This is a genomic window from Pseudomonas sp. CFBP2511 (assembly GCF_030209255.1).
Classification (GTDB): domain Bacteria; phylum Pseudomonadota; class Gammaproteobacteria; order Pseudomonadales; family Pseudomonadaceae; genus Aquipseudomonas; species Aquipseudomonas avellanae.
Genome location: NZ_JARVSI010000024.1, coordinates 149420 through 166441 on the forward strand (window position 1 = coordinate 149420; position 17022 = coordinate 166441).

The 17022-nt window shown below is 60.5% G+C and carries 15 protein-coding genes; 9 read left to right on the top strand and 6 right to left on the bottom strand.

The features are described from left to right. Positions 1-12 precede the first annotated feature (12 nt). Together trmA and QRN38_RS20490 are read right to left on the bottom strand one after the other, a co-directional pair. On the bottom strand, positions 13-1098 hold the full coding sequence (trmA, locus tag QRN38_RS20485; protein ID WP_057417831.1) for a tRNA (uridine(54)-C5)-methyltransferase TrmA: 1086 nt from the start codon (positions 1096-1098) through the stop codon (positions 13-15). Continuing rightward, positions 1095-2390: an NCS2 family permease gene (locus QRN38_RS20490; RefSeq protein ID WP_005770201.1), complete on the bottom strand. Its 1296-nt coding sequence runs from the start codon at positions 2388-2390 to the stop codon at positions 1095-1097. The genes trmA and QRN38_RS20490 overlap by 4 nt, the downstream gene beginning before the upstream one ends. A 264-nt stretch (positions 2391-2654) precedes the next feature. Here QRN38_RS20490 and QRN38_RS20495 point away from each other — a divergent pair, with 264 nt between their 5' ends. From QRN38_RS20495 to QRN38_RS20520, 6 genes are all read left to right on the top strand, one after another. Next, entirely contained in the window at positions 2655-3185 is a 531-nt protein-coding gene (locus tag QRN38_RS20495; RefSeq protein ID WP_024665876.1) for a (2Fe-2S)-binding protein, read from the top strand. Further along, positions 3182-4171, top strand: a complete 990-nt coding sequence (locus QRN38_RS20500) for an FAD binding domain-containing protein (RefSeq protein ID WP_005770197.1) — start codon at positions 3182-3184, stop codon at positions 4169-4171. The genes QRN38_RS20495 and QRN38_RS20500 overlap by 4 nt, the downstream gene beginning before the upstream one ends. After that, entirely contained in the window at positions 4168-6369 is a 2202-nt protein-coding gene (locus tag QRN38_RS20505; protein WP_057417830.1) for a xanthine dehydrogenase family protein molybdopterin-binding subunit, read from the top strand. Before QRN38_RS20500 ends, QRN38_RS20505 begins: the two co-directional genes overlap by 4 nt. A gap of 361 nt (positions 6370-6730) precedes the next feature. Continuing rightward, complete coding sequence (locus QRN38_RS20510) at positions 6731-8170, top strand: cytochrome ubiquinol oxidase subunit I (RefSeq protein WP_005770193.1); 1440 nt, start codon at positions 6731-6733, stop codon at positions 8168-8170. 3 nt (positions 8171-8173) lie between these two features. After that, positions 8174-9181, top strand: coding sequence for a cytochrome d ubiquinol oxidase subunit II (gene cydB, locus QRN38_RS20515; RefSeq protein ID WP_003381747.1), 1008 nt, complete (start codon positions 8174-8176; stop codon positions 9179-9181). Between the two features lie 21 nt (positions 9182-9202). Continuing rightward, positions 9203-9370: a DUF2474 domain-containing protein gene (locus QRN38_RS20520; RefSeq protein WP_003381744.1), complete on the top strand. Its 168-nt coding sequence runs from the start codon at positions 9203-9205 to the stop codon at positions 9368-9370. A gap of 87 nt (positions 9371-9457) precedes the next feature. Here QRN38_RS20520 and QRN38_RS20525 read toward each other — a convergent pair whose 3' ends face one another. Beyond that, on the bottom strand, positions 9458-10582 hold the full coding sequence (locus QRN38_RS20525) for a methyltransferase (RefSeq protein WP_005770191.1): 1125 nt from the start codon (positions 10580-10582) through the stop codon (positions 9458-9460). Between the two features lie 129 nt (positions 10583-10711). Further along, positions 10712-10945, bottom strand: a complete 234-nt coding sequence (locus tag QRN38_RS20530) for a helix-turn-helix domain-containing protein (RefSeq protein ID WP_005770190.1) — start codon at positions 10943-10945, stop codon at positions 10712-10714. Positions 10946-11282: 337 nt separating this feature from the next. Between QRN38_RS20530 and QRN38_RS20535 the strand changes: the two genes are divergently transcribed. Then, positions 11283-12059, top strand: coding sequence for a ferredoxin--NADP reductase (locus tag QRN38_RS20535; RefSeq protein WP_057417829.1), 777 nt, complete (start codon positions 11283-11285; stop codon positions 12057-12059). A gap of 199 nt (positions 12060-12258) precedes the next feature. On the opposite strand, the gene mscL is transcribed toward QRN38_RS20535, so the two are convergent. After that, the gene (gene mscL / locus QRN38_RS20540; RefSeq protein ID WP_007243783.1) at positions 12259-12705 is read right to left on the bottom strand and encodes a large-conductance mechanosensitive channel protein MscL; all 447 of its coding nucleotides are present in this window, start codon (positions 12703-12705) and stop codon (positions 12259-12261) included. 194 nt (positions 12706-12899) lie between these two features. On the opposite strand from mscL, the gene radA reads away from it, so the two are divergent. Next, positions 12900-14267, top strand: coding sequence for a DNA repair protein RadA (gene radA / locus QRN38_RS20545; protein ID WP_003381736.1), 1368 nt, complete (start codon positions 12900-12902; stop codon positions 14265-14267). A 20-nt stretch (positions 14268-14287) separates the two neighbouring features. Here radA and QRN38_RS20550 read toward each other — a convergent pair whose 3' ends face one another. After that, on the bottom strand, positions 14288-14656 hold the full coding sequence (locus QRN38_RS20550; RefSeq protein WP_007243782.1) for a PilZ domain-containing protein: 369 nt from the start codon (positions 14654-14656) through the stop codon (positions 14288-14290). A gap of 285 nt (positions 14657-14941) precedes the next feature. On the opposite strand from QRN38_RS20550, the gene QRN38_RS20555 reads away from it, so the two are divergent. Further along, positions 14942-17017 carry a carbon starvation CstA family protein gene (locus QRN38_RS20555; RefSeq protein ID WP_005770185.1) on the top strand — a complete coding sequence of 692 codons (2076 nt, stop codon included), beginning with the start codon at positions 14942-14944 and terminating at the stop codon, positions 17015-17017. Positions 17018-17022 lie beyond the last annotated feature (5 nt).

Below are 17022 nucleotides of genomic sequence, written 5' to 3' on the forward strand. Positions count from 1 at the left end.
GTCAGATAAGCCTCAACGCCTGACCAGCAACACCCCCGACTCCATATGGTGGGTATACGGAAACTGGTCGAACAGGGCGCAGCGTTCAATCCGGTGGGTGTCGTATAGTTGGGCGATGTTGGCGGCGAGGGTTTCGGGGTTGCAGGAGATGTACAGAATGCGCTCGAAGCGGCGGGTCAGTTCGCAGGTGTCCGGGTCCATGCCGGCGCGGGGCGGGTCGACGAAGACGCTGCCGAAATCGTAGCTTTTCAGGTCCACGCCCTGCAGACGGCGGAACGGACGCACTTCGTTCAGCGCCTCGGTCAATTCCTCTGCCGACAGACGCACCAGCGTGACGTTGTCCACGCCGTTGTCATCCAGATTGCTCAGCGCAGCGTTGACCGAGGTCTTGCTGATCTCGGTCGCCAGCACCTTGCGCACGCGGGTGGCCAGCGGCAGGGTGAAGTTGCCATTGCCGCAATACAATTCCAGCAGGTCGTCTTGCCGCTCGCCCAGTGCATCAAAGGCCCAGTTGAGCATCTTGCCGTTCACCGTGCCGTTGGGCTGGGTGAACGCACCTTCCGGCTGGCGATAGCTGAAGGTGCGGCCCGCCACGTCGAGCTTCTCGGTCACGTAGTCATGGCCGATGATCAACTTTTGACCTTTGGAACGGCCAATCAGGCTTACATCCAGCTCGACAGCCAATCGCTCGGCAGCGGCTAGCCACTCATCATCCAGTGGCCGGTGATAGCACATTGTGATCATGGCATCGCCCGCCAGCGTGGTCAGGAAATCCACCTGGAACAACTTGTGGTTCAACGTCGGGCTGGCTTCCCAACGCTCGCGCAGCACCGGCATCAGCGCGTTGATGCGCTCGCTGGCAATCGGCAGGCCTTCGAGCAGGATCGGCGTCTTGTTGTCGCCCGGCGCGAACATTGCGTAGTAGCGCTTCTGGTCTTCGCGCCAAAGGCGAAACTCGGCGCGCAGCCGGTAATGCTCGCGCGGTGAATCAAACACCTGCGGCTCGGGCGCGTCGAACGGTGCCAGCAACTCACGCAGGCGGACGGTTTTTTCTTCGAGCTGACGGTCGTAGCTCGCAGGGTCGAAAGGAACACTCATGCGTTGAACCAGCCCAGCTTGATCACGAACAAAATCGACAGGATCACCAGCGCGGAATTCAGCTCGCGCCAGCGTCCCGACAGCACTTTGATCGCTGTCCAGGAAATGAAGCCAAAGGCGATGCCGTTGGCGATGGAATAGGTGAACGGCATCGCCAGCGCGGTGATCACTACCGGTGCCGCAATGGTGATGTCGTCCCAGTCGATCTCGGCCAGGCCGGAAGCCATCAATACCGCGACGAACAGCAGCGCCGGTGCGGTGGCAAAAGCAGGCACGCTGCCAGCCAGCGGGGCGAAGAACAGCGCCAGCAGGAACAGCACGGCGACGACCACGGCAGTCAGGCCGGTGCGGCCACCGGCGCTCACGCCCGCAGCCGATTCGATGTAGCTGGTGGTGGTCGAAGTACCCAGCAGGGAACCGGCCATTGCCGCAGTACTGTCGGCGATCAGCGCACGTCCCATCTTCGGCATGTGCCCGTCCTTGCCCATCAGCCCGGCGCGCTTGGCGACGCCGATCAACGTGCCGGAGTTATCGAAGATGTCCACGAACAGGAACGCGAAGATGATGCTGACCAGGCCCACATCCAGTGCGCCCATGATGTCCAGCTGCATGAAGGTCGGTGCCAGCGACGGCGGCATCGACACCACGCCGCCGAACGGCGTGAAGCCCAGTCCGATGGACACCAGAGTGACGGCAAGAATGCCGATCAGCACGGCGCCGCGCACTTTGAGGTGGTCCAGCGCTACGATCAGAAAGAAACCCAGGGTGGCCAGCACCGGAGCAGGCTGCTTGAGGTCGCCCATGCCTATGATGGTGGCCGGGTTGCTGACCACAATGCCGGCGTTGTGCAGGGCGATGAGTGCCAGAAACAGGCCGATACCGGCGGCAATGGCCGAGCGCAGGGGCAGGGGGATGCTGTTGATGATCCATTCGCGAATGCGGAAGATCGACAGGATGAAGAACATCACCGCCGAAATGAACACTGCACCCAGCGCCACCTGCCAGCTGTGGCCCATGTGCAGCACAACGGTGTAGGTAAAGAAGGCGTTCAGGCCCATGCCCGGTGCCAGGGCGATCGGGTAGTTGGCGATCAGGCCCATCACTGTCGAGCCGATGGCCGCTGCCAGGCAGGTGGCAACGAACACGGCGCCCTTGTCCATGCCGGTTTCGCCGAGGATGCTCGGGTTGACGAACAGGATGTAGGCCATCGCCAGGAAAGTCGTGACGCCCGCGAGAATTTCGGTTCGCACGTTGGTGTTGTGTGCCTTGAGTTGAAACAGCCTTTCCAGCATGTCTGGCTCTCCGTGACGCGGCGCGCGTCGTGAATGATCGACTCCAACAGCAAAGCACAGACTGCAGCGGCAGCCCGTTTGATTTTTGCGGGTCGGAAAAAGCCGCGCATCATACCAGCAGCGTGTCGGGATGGCTGCCTGTGGATCACGCCCTTTCGATGATCAGTACGCTCATCCATAAAGCCTGAACGTTGCATACCTCACGAAGTCCCACCCTCAAGACGCATAAAAATGCGCTAAGTGAACGCCTACCGTGAGGTTTCCATGAGTGCAACAACCCCGAACCCGAAGGATTTCGCGACCCACGCGATCTCGCTGACCCTCAACGGGCAGCCCCGCCAGCTAGATGTGCTGCCCTGGACCACCCTGCTGGACCTGCTGCGTGATCAGCTTGATCTGGTCGGCACCAAGAAAGGCTGCGACCATGGCCAGTGCGGCGCTTGCACCGTACTGCGCGACGGGACGCGCATCAATGCCTGCCTGACGCTGGCGATCATGTGTGACGGCGCCGAGCTGACCACGATCGAAGGCCTGGCCAATGGCGAGGAACTGCACCCGATGCAGCAAGCCTTTATCAAGCACGACGCGTTCCAGTGCGGTTATTGCACGCCGGGGCAGATCTGCTCGGCCGTCGGCCTTGTAAACGAAGGCCGCGCCAGCAGCCGCGCCGAAATTCAGGAACTGATGAGCGGTAATCTGTGCCGTTGCGGTGCCTACAGCAATATTCTGGCCGCCGTCGAAGAAGCGCTGCCACAGTTTCACAATGCGGCACCCAAGCCGGAGGTGAGCGCATGAATCCGTTTACCTACAGCAAGCCGACCGACGTCAGCGCGGCCGTCAACCTGAGCGGGCCCGCCACACGCTTTATTGCGGGCGGCACCAATTTGCTCGACCTGATGAAAGAAAACGTTACCCAGCCCGAGCACCTGATTGATATCACCGGCCTGCCGTTGCGCGATGTCAGCGAGACGGCGTCTGGCGGGCTGATGATCGGTGCGCTGGTGAGCAACGCCGACCTTGCGTATCACCCGTTGATCGAAGCGCGTTATCCGTTGCTGAGCAAGGCCGTGCTGGCGGGTGCCTCGCCGCAGTTGCGCAACATGGCCAGCACGGGCGGTAACCTGTTGCAGCGCACCCGTTGCTATTACTTCTACGACACCGGCGTGCCGTGCAACAAGCGCGAGCCCGGCACCGGTTGCCCCGCACGTGATGGCCTGAATCGCAACCACGCGATCCTCGGTGCCAGTGACGATTGCGTTGCCACGCACCCATCGGACATGTGCGTGGCGCTGGCTGCGCTGGATGCCGTGGTGCATGTCGAAGGGCGTGCCGGCAAGCGGACTATCGAGTTCGCAGACTTCCATCGTTTGCCTGGCGATGAGCCACAGCGTGACAACCTGCTGGCCGCCGATGAGCTGATCACCGCCATCGAGCTGCCGGCCGAAAGCTTCGCCAGCCACAGCGCCTACCTGAAAATACGTGATCGGGCGTCCTATGCGTTTGCCCTCATATCAGCCGCTGCGGCACTGAGCCTGGAAAACGGCGTGGTGCGCGATGTGCGGGTGGCGCTGGGCGGGGTTGCGCACAAGCCTTGGCGTGACAAGGAGGTTGAGCGTCTGCTGATCGGCAAGCCAGTGACCCGCGAGAATTTCGCCGCCGCCGCCGACGCCATGCTCAAAGATGCGCAGCCTCTTGCGCAAAACGGTTTCAAAGTCAGACTGGCCCGCCGCGCGATCATTCGTGCCCTGAGCGATGCCGCAACAGGAGGGAGCGCCCAATGAATCAGCCATTTTCGCCAATGGGTAAACCCGTGGACCGCGTTGACGGCCGGCTGAAAGTGACCGGCGGCGCACGTTACGCCGGTGAGTACCCGGAAGAGGGCCTGCTGCATGGCAGCGTGGTCTCCAGCACCATCGCCAAAGGGCGCGTGCTCAGCATCGATAGCAGCGAAGCGATGAAAGTGCCGGGCGTTGTGGCGGTGCTCGATCACAGCAATCGCCCGTCGCTGGCCAGCTACGACGAGAATTACGAAGACGCCGACTCGGCGGATGGTTCGCCGTTTCGCCCGCTGTATAACGACAACGTGCTGTACAGCGGCCAGCCGCTCGCACTGGTGGTGGCCGAGACGCTGGAACTGGCGCGGCATGCCGGTTCGCTGGTACGTATCGAATATGAACAGGCGGCCCACCAAACCGATCTGCAGGCCATGCTCGACACGGCCTACGACGCGCCTGCCGAACTGCCACCAGCGCGTGGCAATTTCGAGGGCGAGCTGGCAAGTTCGGCGCTGAGTGTCGATGTGACCTACAGCACGCCCAGCGAATACCACAACCCGATGGAACCGCACGCATCGACTGTCCTGTATCAGGCAGACGGCAGCTTGCAGATTCATGACAAGACCCAAGGCACGCAGAACTGTCAGGACTACCTGCACAAGGTCTTCGGCCTGGAGAAAGACAAGATCCGTGTACTGGCCGCGTTTGTCGGCGGTGCTTTCGGTTCCGGCCTGCGTCCGCAGTATCAACTGCCTCTGGCGGTGATGGCTGCGCTGCACCTGAAACGCTCGGTACGCCTGACCCTGACCCGCCAGCAGATGTTCACCTTTGGTTATCGCCCGCGCACGGTCCAGCGCCTGCGCCTTGGCGCTGCTGCCAATGGCCGTCTACTGGCCGTGGGGCACGAAGCCATCGGCCAGACCTCGCGTTTCGAGGATTTCAGCGAGCACGTCGTGGAATGGAGCGGCATGCTTTATCACTGCGACAACGTGCAACTGACCTACAAGCTGGTGCCGCTGGATGTGTTCACGCCGCTGGACATGCGCGCGCCGGGCGCCGCATTGGGGATGATCGGTCTGGAATGCGCGATGGACGAGCTGGCTTGCGCGCTGGCCATCGATCCGGTGCGCCTGCGCCTGACCAACTACGCCGAGCGTAATGGCAACGAAGACAAGCCGTATTCCAGCAAGGAGCTGCGCGAATGCTACGCCCAGGGCGCCGAGCGTTTCGGCTGGGAGCGCCGCAATCCGGAACCGCGCAGCATGCGTCAGGGTCGCCAACTGGTCGGCTGGGGCATGGCGGGCGGTGTCTGGGAAGCGATGCAGATGAAAGCCAGCGCCAAGGCGCGTCTTGAAGCGGATGGCACGCTGGTAGTCAGCAGTGCCACAACCGACATCGGCACGGGGACTTACACCGTGATGACTCAGATTGCTGCCGAGTCTGCGGGTATCGACGTCGAGAACGTCACCTTCCTGCTGGGCGACTCTTCATTGCCGACTGCGCCTTTGCAGGGCGGCTCGTTTACGGTGTCGTCGGTGGGCACGGCGGTGCAGCAGGCGTGTCAGGCCTTGCAGCGTCAGGTGCTGGAAGTGGCCAAAGGGCTGCATCCGCAGTTTGCGTCTGTTACGCCGGATGAAGCTCGCTTTGAATCAGGCAAGCTGTACCTTGGCGATCAGGTGCTGTCGATGGCAGAACTGGCGGCGTCTCAGGCCAGCGGCGTGATTGAGGTACAAGTGGACGCCGAGCCGGACAAGAAGCGCGAAGCCTACGCAGCGGCGACGCACTCGGCGGTGTTCGTCGAAGTGCTGGTCGATGAGGACCTGGGCACCATCAAGGTCAGCCGTGTGGTCAGCGCGGTGGCGGCGGGCCGTGTGGTCAATCCGAAGATGGCACGCAGCCAGATTCTTGGTGGCGTTGTCTGGGGGATGGGCATGGCACTGCAGGAAGAAGCCCTGCTGGACCACACACTGGGCCGCCCGATGAACCACAGCCTGGCCGAGTACCACGTTCCGGTGAACGCAGACATCGGCGATATCGACGTGCTGTTTGTCGAAGAGCATGACGAGATCGTCAACGCGCTGGGCTCCAAGGGCGTGGGCGAAATCGGCATCGTCGGTGTGCCGGCAGCGATTGCCAACGCCATCTACCACGCTACGGGTAAACGGATACGTGAGTTCCCGATAACGCTGGATAAGTTGTTGTAATACTTCGGCTGTCGTTCCCACGCTTTGTGCCCCTCGTGGCACACAAGTCTTGAGAGGTCCGCAGATTGGGCTTCTGCCCGGAGGGCGTGGGAGATTCAGGAGGTTACGACCTCGGAAGTCCGCAAGACCGGTGAGACAACTCGCCACGCGACAATAGACCACACGGCCCAAGTGGCTGAACAGGACTACTCTTTCATGGTCGATTGATCTACGTCATTGCTTCATTCAAACAACGACGGGTCGACCAGCGCTTTTTCCACTGAAAGCGCTGCATAAAAAGAAACAGAGCACTCATTACCGTGGGGGCAATCGCTGTTGGCCTTCAGGCAGCAGCAGGTTTCATCTGAGAGAGGAACATCTTATGTTCGGTTTAGAGGCTATCGAGCTCGCCCGAATTCAGTTCGCATTCACGATTTCGTTTCACATCCTGTTTCCTGCCATCACCATTGGTCTGGCAAGTTACCTGGCTGTGCTCGAAGGCCTGTGGCTGAAGACCCGCGAAGACGTCTACCGTGATCTGTACCACTTCTGGTCGAAGATATTTGCCGTCAACTTCGGCATGGGCGTGGTGTCCGGGCTGGTCATGGCCTATCAATTCGGCACCAACTGGAGCCGCTTCTCCGACTTTGCAGGCGCCGTTACCGGCCCGCTGCTGACCTACGAGGTGTTGACCGCATTCTTCCTGGAAGCAGGCTTTCTGGGTGTGATGCTGTTCGGCTGGAACCGCGTGGGCCGTAACCTGCACTTCTTCTCCACGGTTATGGTTGCCATCGGTACGCTGATCTCGACATTCTGGATTCTGTCCTCCAACAGCTGGATGCAGACGCCACAAGGTTTCGAGATCATCGACGGTCGTGTGATCCCGACCGACTGGTTCGCCGTGGTGTTCAACCCTTCGTTTCCGTATCGCCTGACACACATGGCAATTGCCGCCTTCGTGGCGACGGCCTTCTTCGTCGGCTCTTCGGCGGCCTGGCACTTGCTGCGCGGTCGTGACACGCCCGCCGTGCGCAAGATGCTCTCGATGGCCATGTGGATGGCCCTGCTGGTTGCGCCAATTCAGGCAGTGGTCGGTGACTTCCACGGTCTGAATACGCTCAAGCATCAGCCCGCCAAAATCGCCGCCATTGAAGGCCATTGGGAAAACATCGGCGACGAGCCGACCCCGCTGATCCTGTTCGGCATCCCGGACATGAAAGAGGAACGCACCAAGTACAAGGTGGAGATTCCCTACCTGGGCAGCCTGATCCTGACCCACAGCCTCGACAAGCAAGTGCCGGCGCTCAAGGAGTTCAAACCTGAGGACCGCCCGAACTCGCTGATCGTGTTCTGGTCGTTCCGGGTCATGGTCGCCCTCGGCATGCTGATGATCTTCACCGGCCTGTGGAGCCTCTGGCTGCGCAAGCGCGGCACATTGTATAGCTCGCGTCCGTTCCTGTACCTGGCGCTGTGGATGGGGCCGTCGGGCCTGGTTGCGATCCTGGCGGGCTGGTTCACCACCGAGATCGGCCGTCAGCCGTGGGTCGTGTACGGCTTGATGCGCACCGCAGATGCATCGTCCGGCCACAGCGTGGCGCAGATGAGCATCACCCTGGTGTTGTTCGTGGTGGTGTATTTCGTGCTGTTCGGTGCAGGTCTCGGTTACATGATGCGTCTGGTCCGCAAGGGCCCGAAAGCGTATGTCGAGCATGTGCCTCATGGTGGTCCCGGCCAGCAACGCACACCGGCCCGCCCGCTCTCCGCTGCTGTTGAAAGCGAAGACGATGGCGACAGTCCTGACCGTCTCGGCAAGGGGAATTAAGCCATGGGTATCGATCTTCCGCTGATCTGGGCCATCATCATCGTCTTCGGCATCATGATGTACGTGGTGATGGATGGCTTCGATCTGGGCATCGGGATTCTCTTCCCGTTCATGAAAGACAGTTCCGACCGCGATGTGATGATGAACACCGTCGCCCCGGTCTGGGACGGCAACGAGACCTGGCTGGTACTGGGCGGCGCTGCGCTGTTCGGTGCTTTTCCGCTGGCCTATTCGGTGGTGCTGTCGGCGCTGTACCTGCCGCTGATGTTCATGCTCATGGGCCTGATCTTCCGCGGCGTGGCGTTCGAGTTCCGCTTCAAGGCAACCGAAGAAAAGCAACACTTGTGGGACAAGGCGTTCATCGGCGGTTCGCTTGCCGCGACGTTCTTTCAGGGCGTTGCGCTGGGCGCTTACATTCAGGGCATTCCGGTGGTCGATCGCCAGTTCGCGGGCGGTTCACTGGACTGGCTGTCGCCGTTCCCGATGTTCTGCGGCCTGGCCCTTATTGTCGCTTACGCGCTGCTGGGCTGCACCTGGCTGATCATGAAAACCGAAGGTCCGTTGCAGAAGGCAATGCATGATCTGGCTCGCCCTCTGGCTGCGGCAGTGCTCGTGGTCATGGCCGTGGTCAGCCTGTGGACGCCGCTGGCCCACGCAGACATCGCGCATCGCTGGTTCAGCATGCCGAACCTGTTCTGGTTCATGCCAGTGCCGATTCTGGTGCTGGTGACCATGTACGGTCTGTTCAAGGCTGTCGCCCGCAATGCCCACTACACGCCGTTTTTGCTGACCCTGCTGCTGATATTTCTCGGTTACAGCGGCTTGGGCATCAGTTTGTGGCCGAACATCATTCCGCCGTCGGTATCGATCTGGCAGGCCGCTGCGCCGCCACAAAGCCAGGGTTTCATGCTGGTGGGCACGCTGTTCATCATCCCGTTCATTCTGGGGTACACCTTCTGGAGCTACTACGTGTTCCGCGGCAAGGTGACTGCTGAAGACGGTTATCACTAGTCCGAACCGAGGAGAACGACGATGTCTGGCAAAAATCCCCTGCACGACCCGGATCCGGCACTGAGCAAACCGCTCTGGCAACGACTGGCCTGGCTGGTCGGGATCTGGGCGGGCAGCGTGTTTGCGCTGTTTATCGTCGCCAGCCTGATGCGCATGTTCATGAGCGCTGCGGGCCTGACGACTCACTGACCCTCACTCAATTCCCGTTCGTGTCTTCCAGACACGTTTTGTGACCCTCTTGCCGCCAACTGCGGCAAGAGGGTCTTTTTTTGTGTGCTATTTACGTGCTTTCAGGATCACGAATTTCGGTGTGGCCGCAACCTGCTCGACGCCGCGGAACAGGCGCGACAGCTTGGTGTGATACCCCAGATGGCGATTGCCGACGATGTACAGCGCACCGCCTGTAACCAATGCTGCACGGGCCTGAAGGAACATGCGCCAGGCGAGGAAATCCCCCACCACCTGTTGCTGGTGGAAGGGCGGGTTGCACAGCACCACGTCCAGCGAGTCGGGTTGCTGGGTGTCCAGCCCGTCGGCGGCACGCAGCACGACGTCTCGCTCGCCCAGATGTGCCCGCCAGTTTTCTGTTGCCGACTGCACCGCCATGTACGACTCGTCCACTAGCGTGTAGTGCGCGTCGGGGTTTTCCAGCGCGCTGGCGATGGCCAGTACACCGTTGCCGCAGCCCAGGTCGGCGACCCTTGCCGCGCCGAGGTTTTTCGGCAGACAGGGCAGGAGGGCGCGAGTGCCGATGTCCAGCCCGTCGCGGCAAAACACGTTGGCGTGATTGAGCAATTCGATAGCCGGCTCGTCCAGCGTGTAACGCGTCGGATAAGGCGACGTCCGTACCTCTTGGGGCCGCGGCGTCGCAAACAGCAGGCGGGCTTTTTTTACCGCCAGCGAGGCCTGCACCGGCCCCACGTACTCTTCCAGCAAGTCACCGGCCGAGCGTGGCAAATGCTTGACCATCGCGGCCGCAACAACGCGAGCACCGGGGGCCAGTTGGCCTTGCAGGCGGATCAACTGCTCTTCAAGCAGGGCCAATGTCTTGGGGATGCGGATCAGTACCCAGTCGAAAGGGCCGCTCAATGGCTCACTGGCCGGGATCAACGGCACGGCGTCGTAGGCCATGCCGTTGCGCGCCAGGTTCTTTTCCAGCCCCTGCGCTGCCAGAAACGAATCGGTACTGCTGACCACATTGGCGTGGCGCGCCAGACTCGCCGCCAGCGCGCCGAAACTGTCATTGAGCACCAGGACGCGGCTGTCCAGGCTCAGCCCGGTTTCTGCGACATGGCTGAGCAGGTACTCGTCAGCAGCATCGAATGCCTGCAACGGCTCATCCTGTTGCTCGGGTTGGCGAATGAGATCAAGTTCGGCGAAACGGCTGATGAGCAGGGGCATTGGCGGGAAAACTCTGTGCAATCGAAAGTGTGCCAGCGAACCCGACGACACGTGGGTTCGCTGAAGCAAACGATTTTACGTATTTTTTCGCCCTGATACCCGCCTGATTGTTGTTCTGCTACTGCTTTATCAGAACATCCCGCTCAATGCGGCCTGTACGGCTGCGGCGGTCTTGTTGCAGACCCCCATTTTCTGAATGGCGCTGGCGATGTGGAAGTGAATCGTGCGCTCCTTCAAACAGAGAATCATGGCGATGTCGCCAGCTGTTTTACCTTCGGCGGACCACTTGAGGACTTCAATTTCTCTCTGCGTCAGATTTTTTGTGGGTGAGGGCTGTGTAAAATTGATGTCCATGGTGCTCATGTAGCCTCCTTGCAGCACACAGCCAAACCTTGCTGTGTGTTTGTCCAGTCTAGGAACAAATACCCGGCAATCGGCACACTGCGAAACTGGTCTGACGGATGGGCTGATGGCACTTGGCAGTCCATTCTTGGCGTTTAAGCTGAAAGCCCCGAGCAAGAGCGGCCGAGGTGATTGGCCGTGCAGACGTTCATCCCGGCATTGGTGGGCGTCAAGAACCAAATACTCTAAGCGGCTACAACGATTTCAGGCAATCCACTACAAACAACCGGTGTTTATCGAGCCTGCTTTGCGGGACACTGGGTCTTGCTTGCCATTGTTCAGGAGTTAAAAGCGCACCATGACCGTCAGTGACGACAAATTCACCCGCCAGACGCTGCAGCGTGTCACACCGCTGACCACGAATCTGTTTACCCTGCGCACCACCCGCGACCCCGGCTTTCGCTTTCGCGCAGGGCAGTTCGCGCGGCTGGGTGTGACCAAGGCTGACGGCACGACGGTGTGGCGTGCGTACTCGATGGTTTCTTCTCCGCACGACGAGTTTCTGGAGTTTTTCTCAATCGTGGTGCCCGATGGGGAATTCACCAGCGAGTTGAGCCGCCTGCGCGAGGGCGACAGCCTGATGGTGGAGAAGCAGGCGTTTGGTTACCTGACCCTGGACCGCTTCGTTGATGGTCGCGACCTGTGGCTGCTGTCCACCGGCACGGGCGTTGCGCCGTTTCTTTCGATTCTTCAGGACTTCGAGGTCTGGGAGAAATTTGAACGGGTGATTCTGGTGTACAGCGTTCGCGAGTCCCGCGAGCTTGCCTATCAGCCGCTGATCAGCGAATTGATGCAGCGTGATTACCTGGCCGAGTACGCGCACAAGTTTATGTTTCTGCCCACCGTCACCCGCGAACAGCATCCGGGTGCACTGAATGGCCGTATCACCCAACTGATCGAAAACGGAGCGCTTGAACGCGCCGCAGGTATCGACCTGACGCCGGAGCATTCGCGGGTAATGCTGTGCGGCAACCCACAGATGATCGACGACACCCGCGCATTGCTCAAGCAGCGCGACATGCGCCTGAGCCTGTCCCGCAAACCGGGGCAGGTGGCGGTGGAGACGTATTGGTAGGGGGCGGACGGCAGGAGCAGACCGGGCGACGCTTCGCTTGTCCGCGAATGCTGCACCGCAGGCGATAAATATTCTGCGGATGTAAAGCCCTCTTCGCGGACAAGTCCGCTCCCACGGCCTTCGGCCAGAATCCAGAGCGAAGCGTCGCCCGGTCCGCCCCTACGCCCTCCGGGCAGAAGCCTGTTTTTCAGGCTTCCAACTACAGCGTACGAGCAGGGTCCACGGTAATGGGCGCTGCCGGTGTGTTCTGTGCCTTGAGCAGGTCGCGAATCTCGCTCAGCAACACTTCCTGCTTGGAAGGCGTTGGCGGCAGGGTCGGGGCCTTGGCTTCTTCGCGCTTGAGGCGGTTGATGGCCTTGACGCCCATGAAGATCGCGAACGCGACGATTATGAAGTCGATAACGGTCTGGATGAACTTGCCGTACGCCAGCAACACCGCAGGTGCTGTGCCTTGCGCAGGACGCAGGGTGACTGCCAGGTCGCTGAAGTCCACGCCGCCGATCAGCAGGCCCAGTGGTGGCATGATCACGTCGCCGACGAACGATGAAACGATTTTGCCGAATGCCGCGCCAATGATGATACCGACGGCCATATCGACCACGTTACCTTTGACCGCGAATGCCTTGAATTCTGTAAGCACGCTCATGGGTAATTCCTTGTAACAGATAAATTTGATCCAGTTGAGTGTAGCCCAGCCGTGCTCTTGCCGCCCGGTCTACGTTTAATCGACCGAGGCGGTCTGTGTAAGTTTTATAAGGTTTTGAAAGTTGTGGTTCGCTGCGCGGGTAACAGGCGCTGCAACCTGCGTTATCATGAGCGTTTTTTACGACTGGGGTTGTCATGGCCAAGGCCAAACGCTTGTACGGCTGCACCGAGTGCGGCGCGACATTTCCCAAGTGGGCGGGCCAGTGTGCTGATTGCGGCGCCTGGAACACACTGGTCGAAACCATGATCGAAAGCGGTGCCGCCGCGCCTCCCAGCGGGCGCACCGGCTGGACCGGCTCACAGGCGCAGATCAGAACCCTGGCGGAAGTCAGCGTTGAAGAGATCCCGCGTTTCTCCACCAACTCCGCCGAACTCGACAGAGTGCTCGGTGGCGGTCTGGTGGATGGTTCTGTGGTGCTGATCGGCGGCGACCCTGGCATCGGCAAGTCGACGATTCTGTTGCAAACGCTGTGCAACATCGCCCAGCGCATGCCTGCGCTGTATGTCACCGGCGAGGAATCCCAACAGCAGGTGGCCATGCGCGCCCGCCGTCTGGGCCTGCCGCAGGACAAACTGCGGGTCATGACCGAAACCTGCATCGAAACCATTATTGCCACCGCCAAGGTCGAGAAGCCCAAGGTGATGGTGATTGACTCGATCCAGACGATCTTCACCGAGCAATTGCAGTCCGCACCGGGTGGCGTGTCGCAAGTGCGCGAAAGCGCCGCCTTGCTGGTGCGCTATGCCAAGCAGAGTGGCACCGCGATTTTTCTGGTGGGGCATGTCACCAAGGAAGGCGCACTGGCGGGGCCGCGTGTGCTTGAGCACATGGTCGATACCGTGCTGTATTTCGAGGGCGAGTCGGACGGTCGTCTGCGTTTGCTGCGCGCTGTAAAGAACCGTTTCGGCGCGGTAAACGAACTGGGTGTGTTCGGAATGACCGACAAGGGCCTGAAAGAAGTGTCCAATCCGTCGGCGATTTTTCTGACCCGTGCGCAGGAAGAGGTGCCCGGCAGCGTGGTCATGGCCACATGGGAAGGCACCCGACCGATGCTGGTCGAAGTTCAGGCGCTGGTGGACGACAGTCACATGTCCAATCCGCGCCGCGTAACCCTGGGCCTGGATCAGAACCGTCTGGCGATGCTGCTGGCGGTGCTGCACCGGCATGGCGGCATTCCAACCCACGACCAGGACGTGTTCCTCAATGTGGTGGGCGGGGTCAAAGTGCTGGAAACCGCGTCAGACCTGGCCTTGATGGCCGCTGTCATGTCCAGCCTGCGCAATCGCCCGCTGCCGCATGACTTGCTGGTGTTTGGCGAGGTGGGGCTGTCGGGTGAGGTCAGGCCGGTGCCCAGCGGGCAGGAGCGCTTGAAAGAGGCTGCCAAGCACGGCTTCAAACGGGCCATCGTGCCGAAAGGCAATGCGCCGAAAGAAGCGCCTCCCGGTCTGCAGATCATTGCGGTCACGCGTCTGGAACAGGCGCTGGATGCGCTGTTCGAGTAAGCGGCCCTTAGAACTGAAGCCTAAAGTTCGATCAGTGCCGCCAGCTCCCTGTCGAGCTCTGCCGGGTCCCCCAGATTAAGTTCGATCAGCCGCCGCAGATGGCTGATCGACTCCAGCCCGATGTGGCGGCAGACGAATCCCAATTGCTGGTTGTGATCGTGAGTCATCTCGACATCCATTTTCACGTGCACGTCATTGCTGAGGCGGATATCCACTTCAAAAGGCTGCGTCGGATCTGCGCTCCACAGTTCAGGCTTCTCGATCAGCAAACCTTTCAGGGAAAGGTCGACCAATTGCGCTTTCCAACTGTCGTCGCCCTGCTTCACGTCGGTCTTTGCGTCGAAGGCAATACGTTTGAAACGACGGCGCTCTGCATGTGAGTCGGTCATCGAATGAGCTCTCTTGTTGACAGCCAACGGGGGTCAGCGGGCAGGTTGTTTTCTGATCGATTCTCTTGTTTATGCACGATAGCCCTGAAAGCCATTACAGAACAGTTCCGCATGACGGTTTTGTGATCCGGCCACCCTCTGCCTACGCCATTCCAGCCCTCTATGCCGGGTATCTGCCGCAATTGATCAATTTTCGGTCTAGACCATGGTTGGGGGTGGCCTTTCGCTGATCCGGCGCTAAACTCGCACTGCTTGCCTTCTAGTCAACTCTGCTGGAATAAAAAAATGAAAAATAATAATAGCCTGATGCGCCACGTTCCCTGGCTCATCGTCGCAATTGTCGGGGCATGTGCCCTTGGGGTCGTGGCCTTGCGCCGCGGAGAGGCGATCAACGCCTTGTGGATAGTGGTCGCTGCGGTGGCCATTTATCTGGTTGCTTATCGTTACTACAGTCTTTTCATCGCCACGCACGTCATGCAGCTCGATCCGCTGCGGGCGACACCGGCGGTGGTCAACAACGATGGTCTGGACTACGTGCCGACCAACAAACACATCCTGTTCGGTCACCACTTTGCCGCCATCGCTGGCGCAGGCCCGCTGGTCGGCCCTGTCCTGGCTGCGCAGATGGGGTATCTGCCCGGTACGCTGTGGCTGATTGCCGGGGTGGTACTGGCCGGTGCGGTGCAGGACTTCATGATCCTGTTCCTCTCCACGCGCCGTGACGGTCGCTCGCTGGGCGATATGGTTCGCGAGGAAATGGGCCGCATTCCCGGCACCATCGCCTTGTTCGGCTGCTTCCTGATCATGATCATCATCCTCGCGGTGCTGGCGCTGATCGTGGTCAAGGCCCTGGCCGAAAGCCCGTGGGGTATGTTCACGGTCATGGCGACGATTCCGATTGCGATGTTCATGGGCATTTACATGCGTTACATCCGCCCGGGCCGTATCGGTGAAATCTCGCTGGTGGGCGTGCTGCTGTTGCTCGGTTCGATCTGGGTCGGCGGCATGGTTGCGGCCGACCCGACCTGGGGGCCGATGTTTACCTTCACCGGCATCCAGATCACCTGGATGCTGGTGGGTTACGGCTTTGTGGCTGCGATGCTGCCGGTCTGGCTGCTGTTGGCACCGCGTGACTACCTGTCGACGTTCCTGAAAATCGGCACCATTCTGGCGCTGGCAATCGGCATCCTGATTCTGGCACCCGAGCTGAAGATGCCGGCCCTGACCCAGTTCACCGACGGCACCGGTCCGGTCTGGAAGGGCGCGCTGTTCCCGTTCCTGTTCATCACCATTGCCTGCGGCGCGGTATCGGGTTTCCACGCACTGATCTCCTCGGGCACCACGCCCAAGCTGCTGGATAACGAGAAAAACGCCCGTTATATCGGTTATGGCGGCATGTTGATGGAGTCGTTCGTGGCCATCATGGCAATGGTCGCCGCTTCGGTGATCGAGCCAGGCGTCTACTTCGCCATGAACAGCCCGGCCGCTGTGGTCGGCAGCGATGTGGTGACCGTCGCGCAGACAGTGTCCAGCTGGGGCTTTGCCATCACGCCGGAGCAACTGACCGCCGTGGCCAAGGACATCGGTGAAAACACCATCCTGGCCCGTGCCGGTGGTGCGCCGACGCTTGCTGTGGGGATCGCGCAGATCCTCCATCAGGTACTGCCGGGTGAAAACACCATGGCGTTCTGGTATCACTTCGCGATTCTGTTCGAGGCGCTGTTTATCCTGACGGCGGTTGACGCCGGTACACGTGCCGGGCGCTTCATGCTTCAAGACCTGTTGGGCAGCTTCGTTCCGGCCCTCAAACGCACAGAATCCTGGACGGCCAACGCTATCGGTACAGGGGGTTGCGTGGCGCTGTGGGGTTATCTGCTTTATCAAGGCGTCATCGACCCGCTGGGCGGCATCAATACCTTGTGGCCGTTGTTCGGTATCTCCAACCAGATGCTTGCCGGTATCGCGTTGATGCTGGCCAGCGTCGTGCTGATCAAAATGAAGCGTCAGCGCTATGTGTGGGTCACCATGCTGCCTGCCGTCTGGCTGTTGATCTGCACTGTGACGGCGGGCCTGATCAAGCTGTTCGACGCCAACCCTGCGGTCGGCTTCCTGGCCTTGGCCAAGAAATACAGCGCAGCGGCAGATGCCGGCCAGATTCTGGCGCCGGCAAAAACCATGGACCAGATGCAGCACGTGATTTTCAACGCGTACACCAACTCCGGGTTGACCATACTGTTCCTGTTTGTGGTGTTCAGCATTCTGTTCTACGCCATCAAGGTGGGCCGTGCGGCCTGGACGACCGAGGCGCGTACCGACAAGGAAGCTCCTTACCAGGCCATGCCGCCCGCGTCGCAGGTGTGATGATG

Excerpts from the sequence above, each read along its gene's own strand:
- QRN38_RS20555 (WP_005770185.1), top strand. The coding sequence starts at position 14,942 with ATGAAAAATAATAATAGCCTGATGCGCCACGTTCCCTGGCTCATCGTC.
- QRN38_RS20520 (WP_003381744.1), top strand. The coding sequence starts at position 9,203 with ATGTCTGGCAAAAATCCCCTGCACGACCCGGATCCGGCACTGAGCAAA.
- mscL (WP_007243783.1), bottom strand. The coding sequence starts at position 12,705 with ATGAGCGTGCTTACAGAATTCAAGGCATTCGCGGTCAAAGGTAACGTG.
- QRN38_RS20510 (WP_005770193.1), top strand. The coding sequence starts at position 6,731 with ATGTTCGGTTTAGAGGCTATCGAGCTCGCCCGAATTCAGTTCGCATTC.
- cydB (WP_003381747.1), top strand. The coding sequence starts at position 8,174 with ATGGGTATCGATCTTCCGCTGATCTGGGCCATCATCATCGTCTTCGGC.
- QRN38_RS20495 (WP_024665876.1), top strand. The coding sequence starts at position 2,655 with ATGAGTGCAACAACCCCGAACCCGAAGGATTTCGCGACCCACGCGATC.
- QRN38_RS20530 (WP_005770190.1), bottom strand. The coding sequence starts at position 10,945 with ATGAGCACCATGGACATCAATTTTACACAGCCCTCACCCACAAAAAAT.
- radA (WP_003381736.1), top strand. The coding sequence starts at position 12,900 with ATGGCCAAGGCCAAACGCTTGTACGGCTGCACCGAGTGCGGCGCGACA.
- QRN38_RS20525 (WP_005770191.1), bottom strand. The coding sequence starts at position 10,582 with ATGCCCCTGCTCATCAGCCGTTTCGCCGAACTTGATCTCATTCGCCAA.
- QRN38_RS20550 (WP_007243782.1), bottom strand. The coding sequence starts at position 14,656 with ATGACCGACTCACATGCAGAGCGCCGTCGTTTCAAACGTATTGCCTTC.
- QRN38_RS20535 (WP_057417829.1), top strand. The coding sequence starts at position 11,283 with ATGACCGTCAGTGACGACAAATTCACCCGCCAGACGCTGCAGCGTGTC.
- QRN38_RS20490 (WP_005770201.1), bottom strand. The coding sequence starts at position 2,390 with ATGCTGGAAAGGCTGTTTCAACTCAAGGCACACAACACCAACGTGCGA.
- trmA (WP_057417831.1), bottom strand. The coding sequence starts at position 1,098 with ATGAGTGTTCCTTTCGACCCTGCGAGCTACGACCGTCAGCTCGAAGAA.
- QRN38_RS20505 (WP_057417830.1), top strand. The coding sequence starts at position 4,168 with ATGAATCAGCCATTTTCGCCAATGGGTAAACCCGTGGACCGCGTTGAC.
- QRN38_RS20500 (WP_005770197.1), top strand. The coding sequence starts at position 3,182 with ATGAATCCGTTTACCTACAGCAAGCCGACCGACGTCAGCGCGGCCGTC.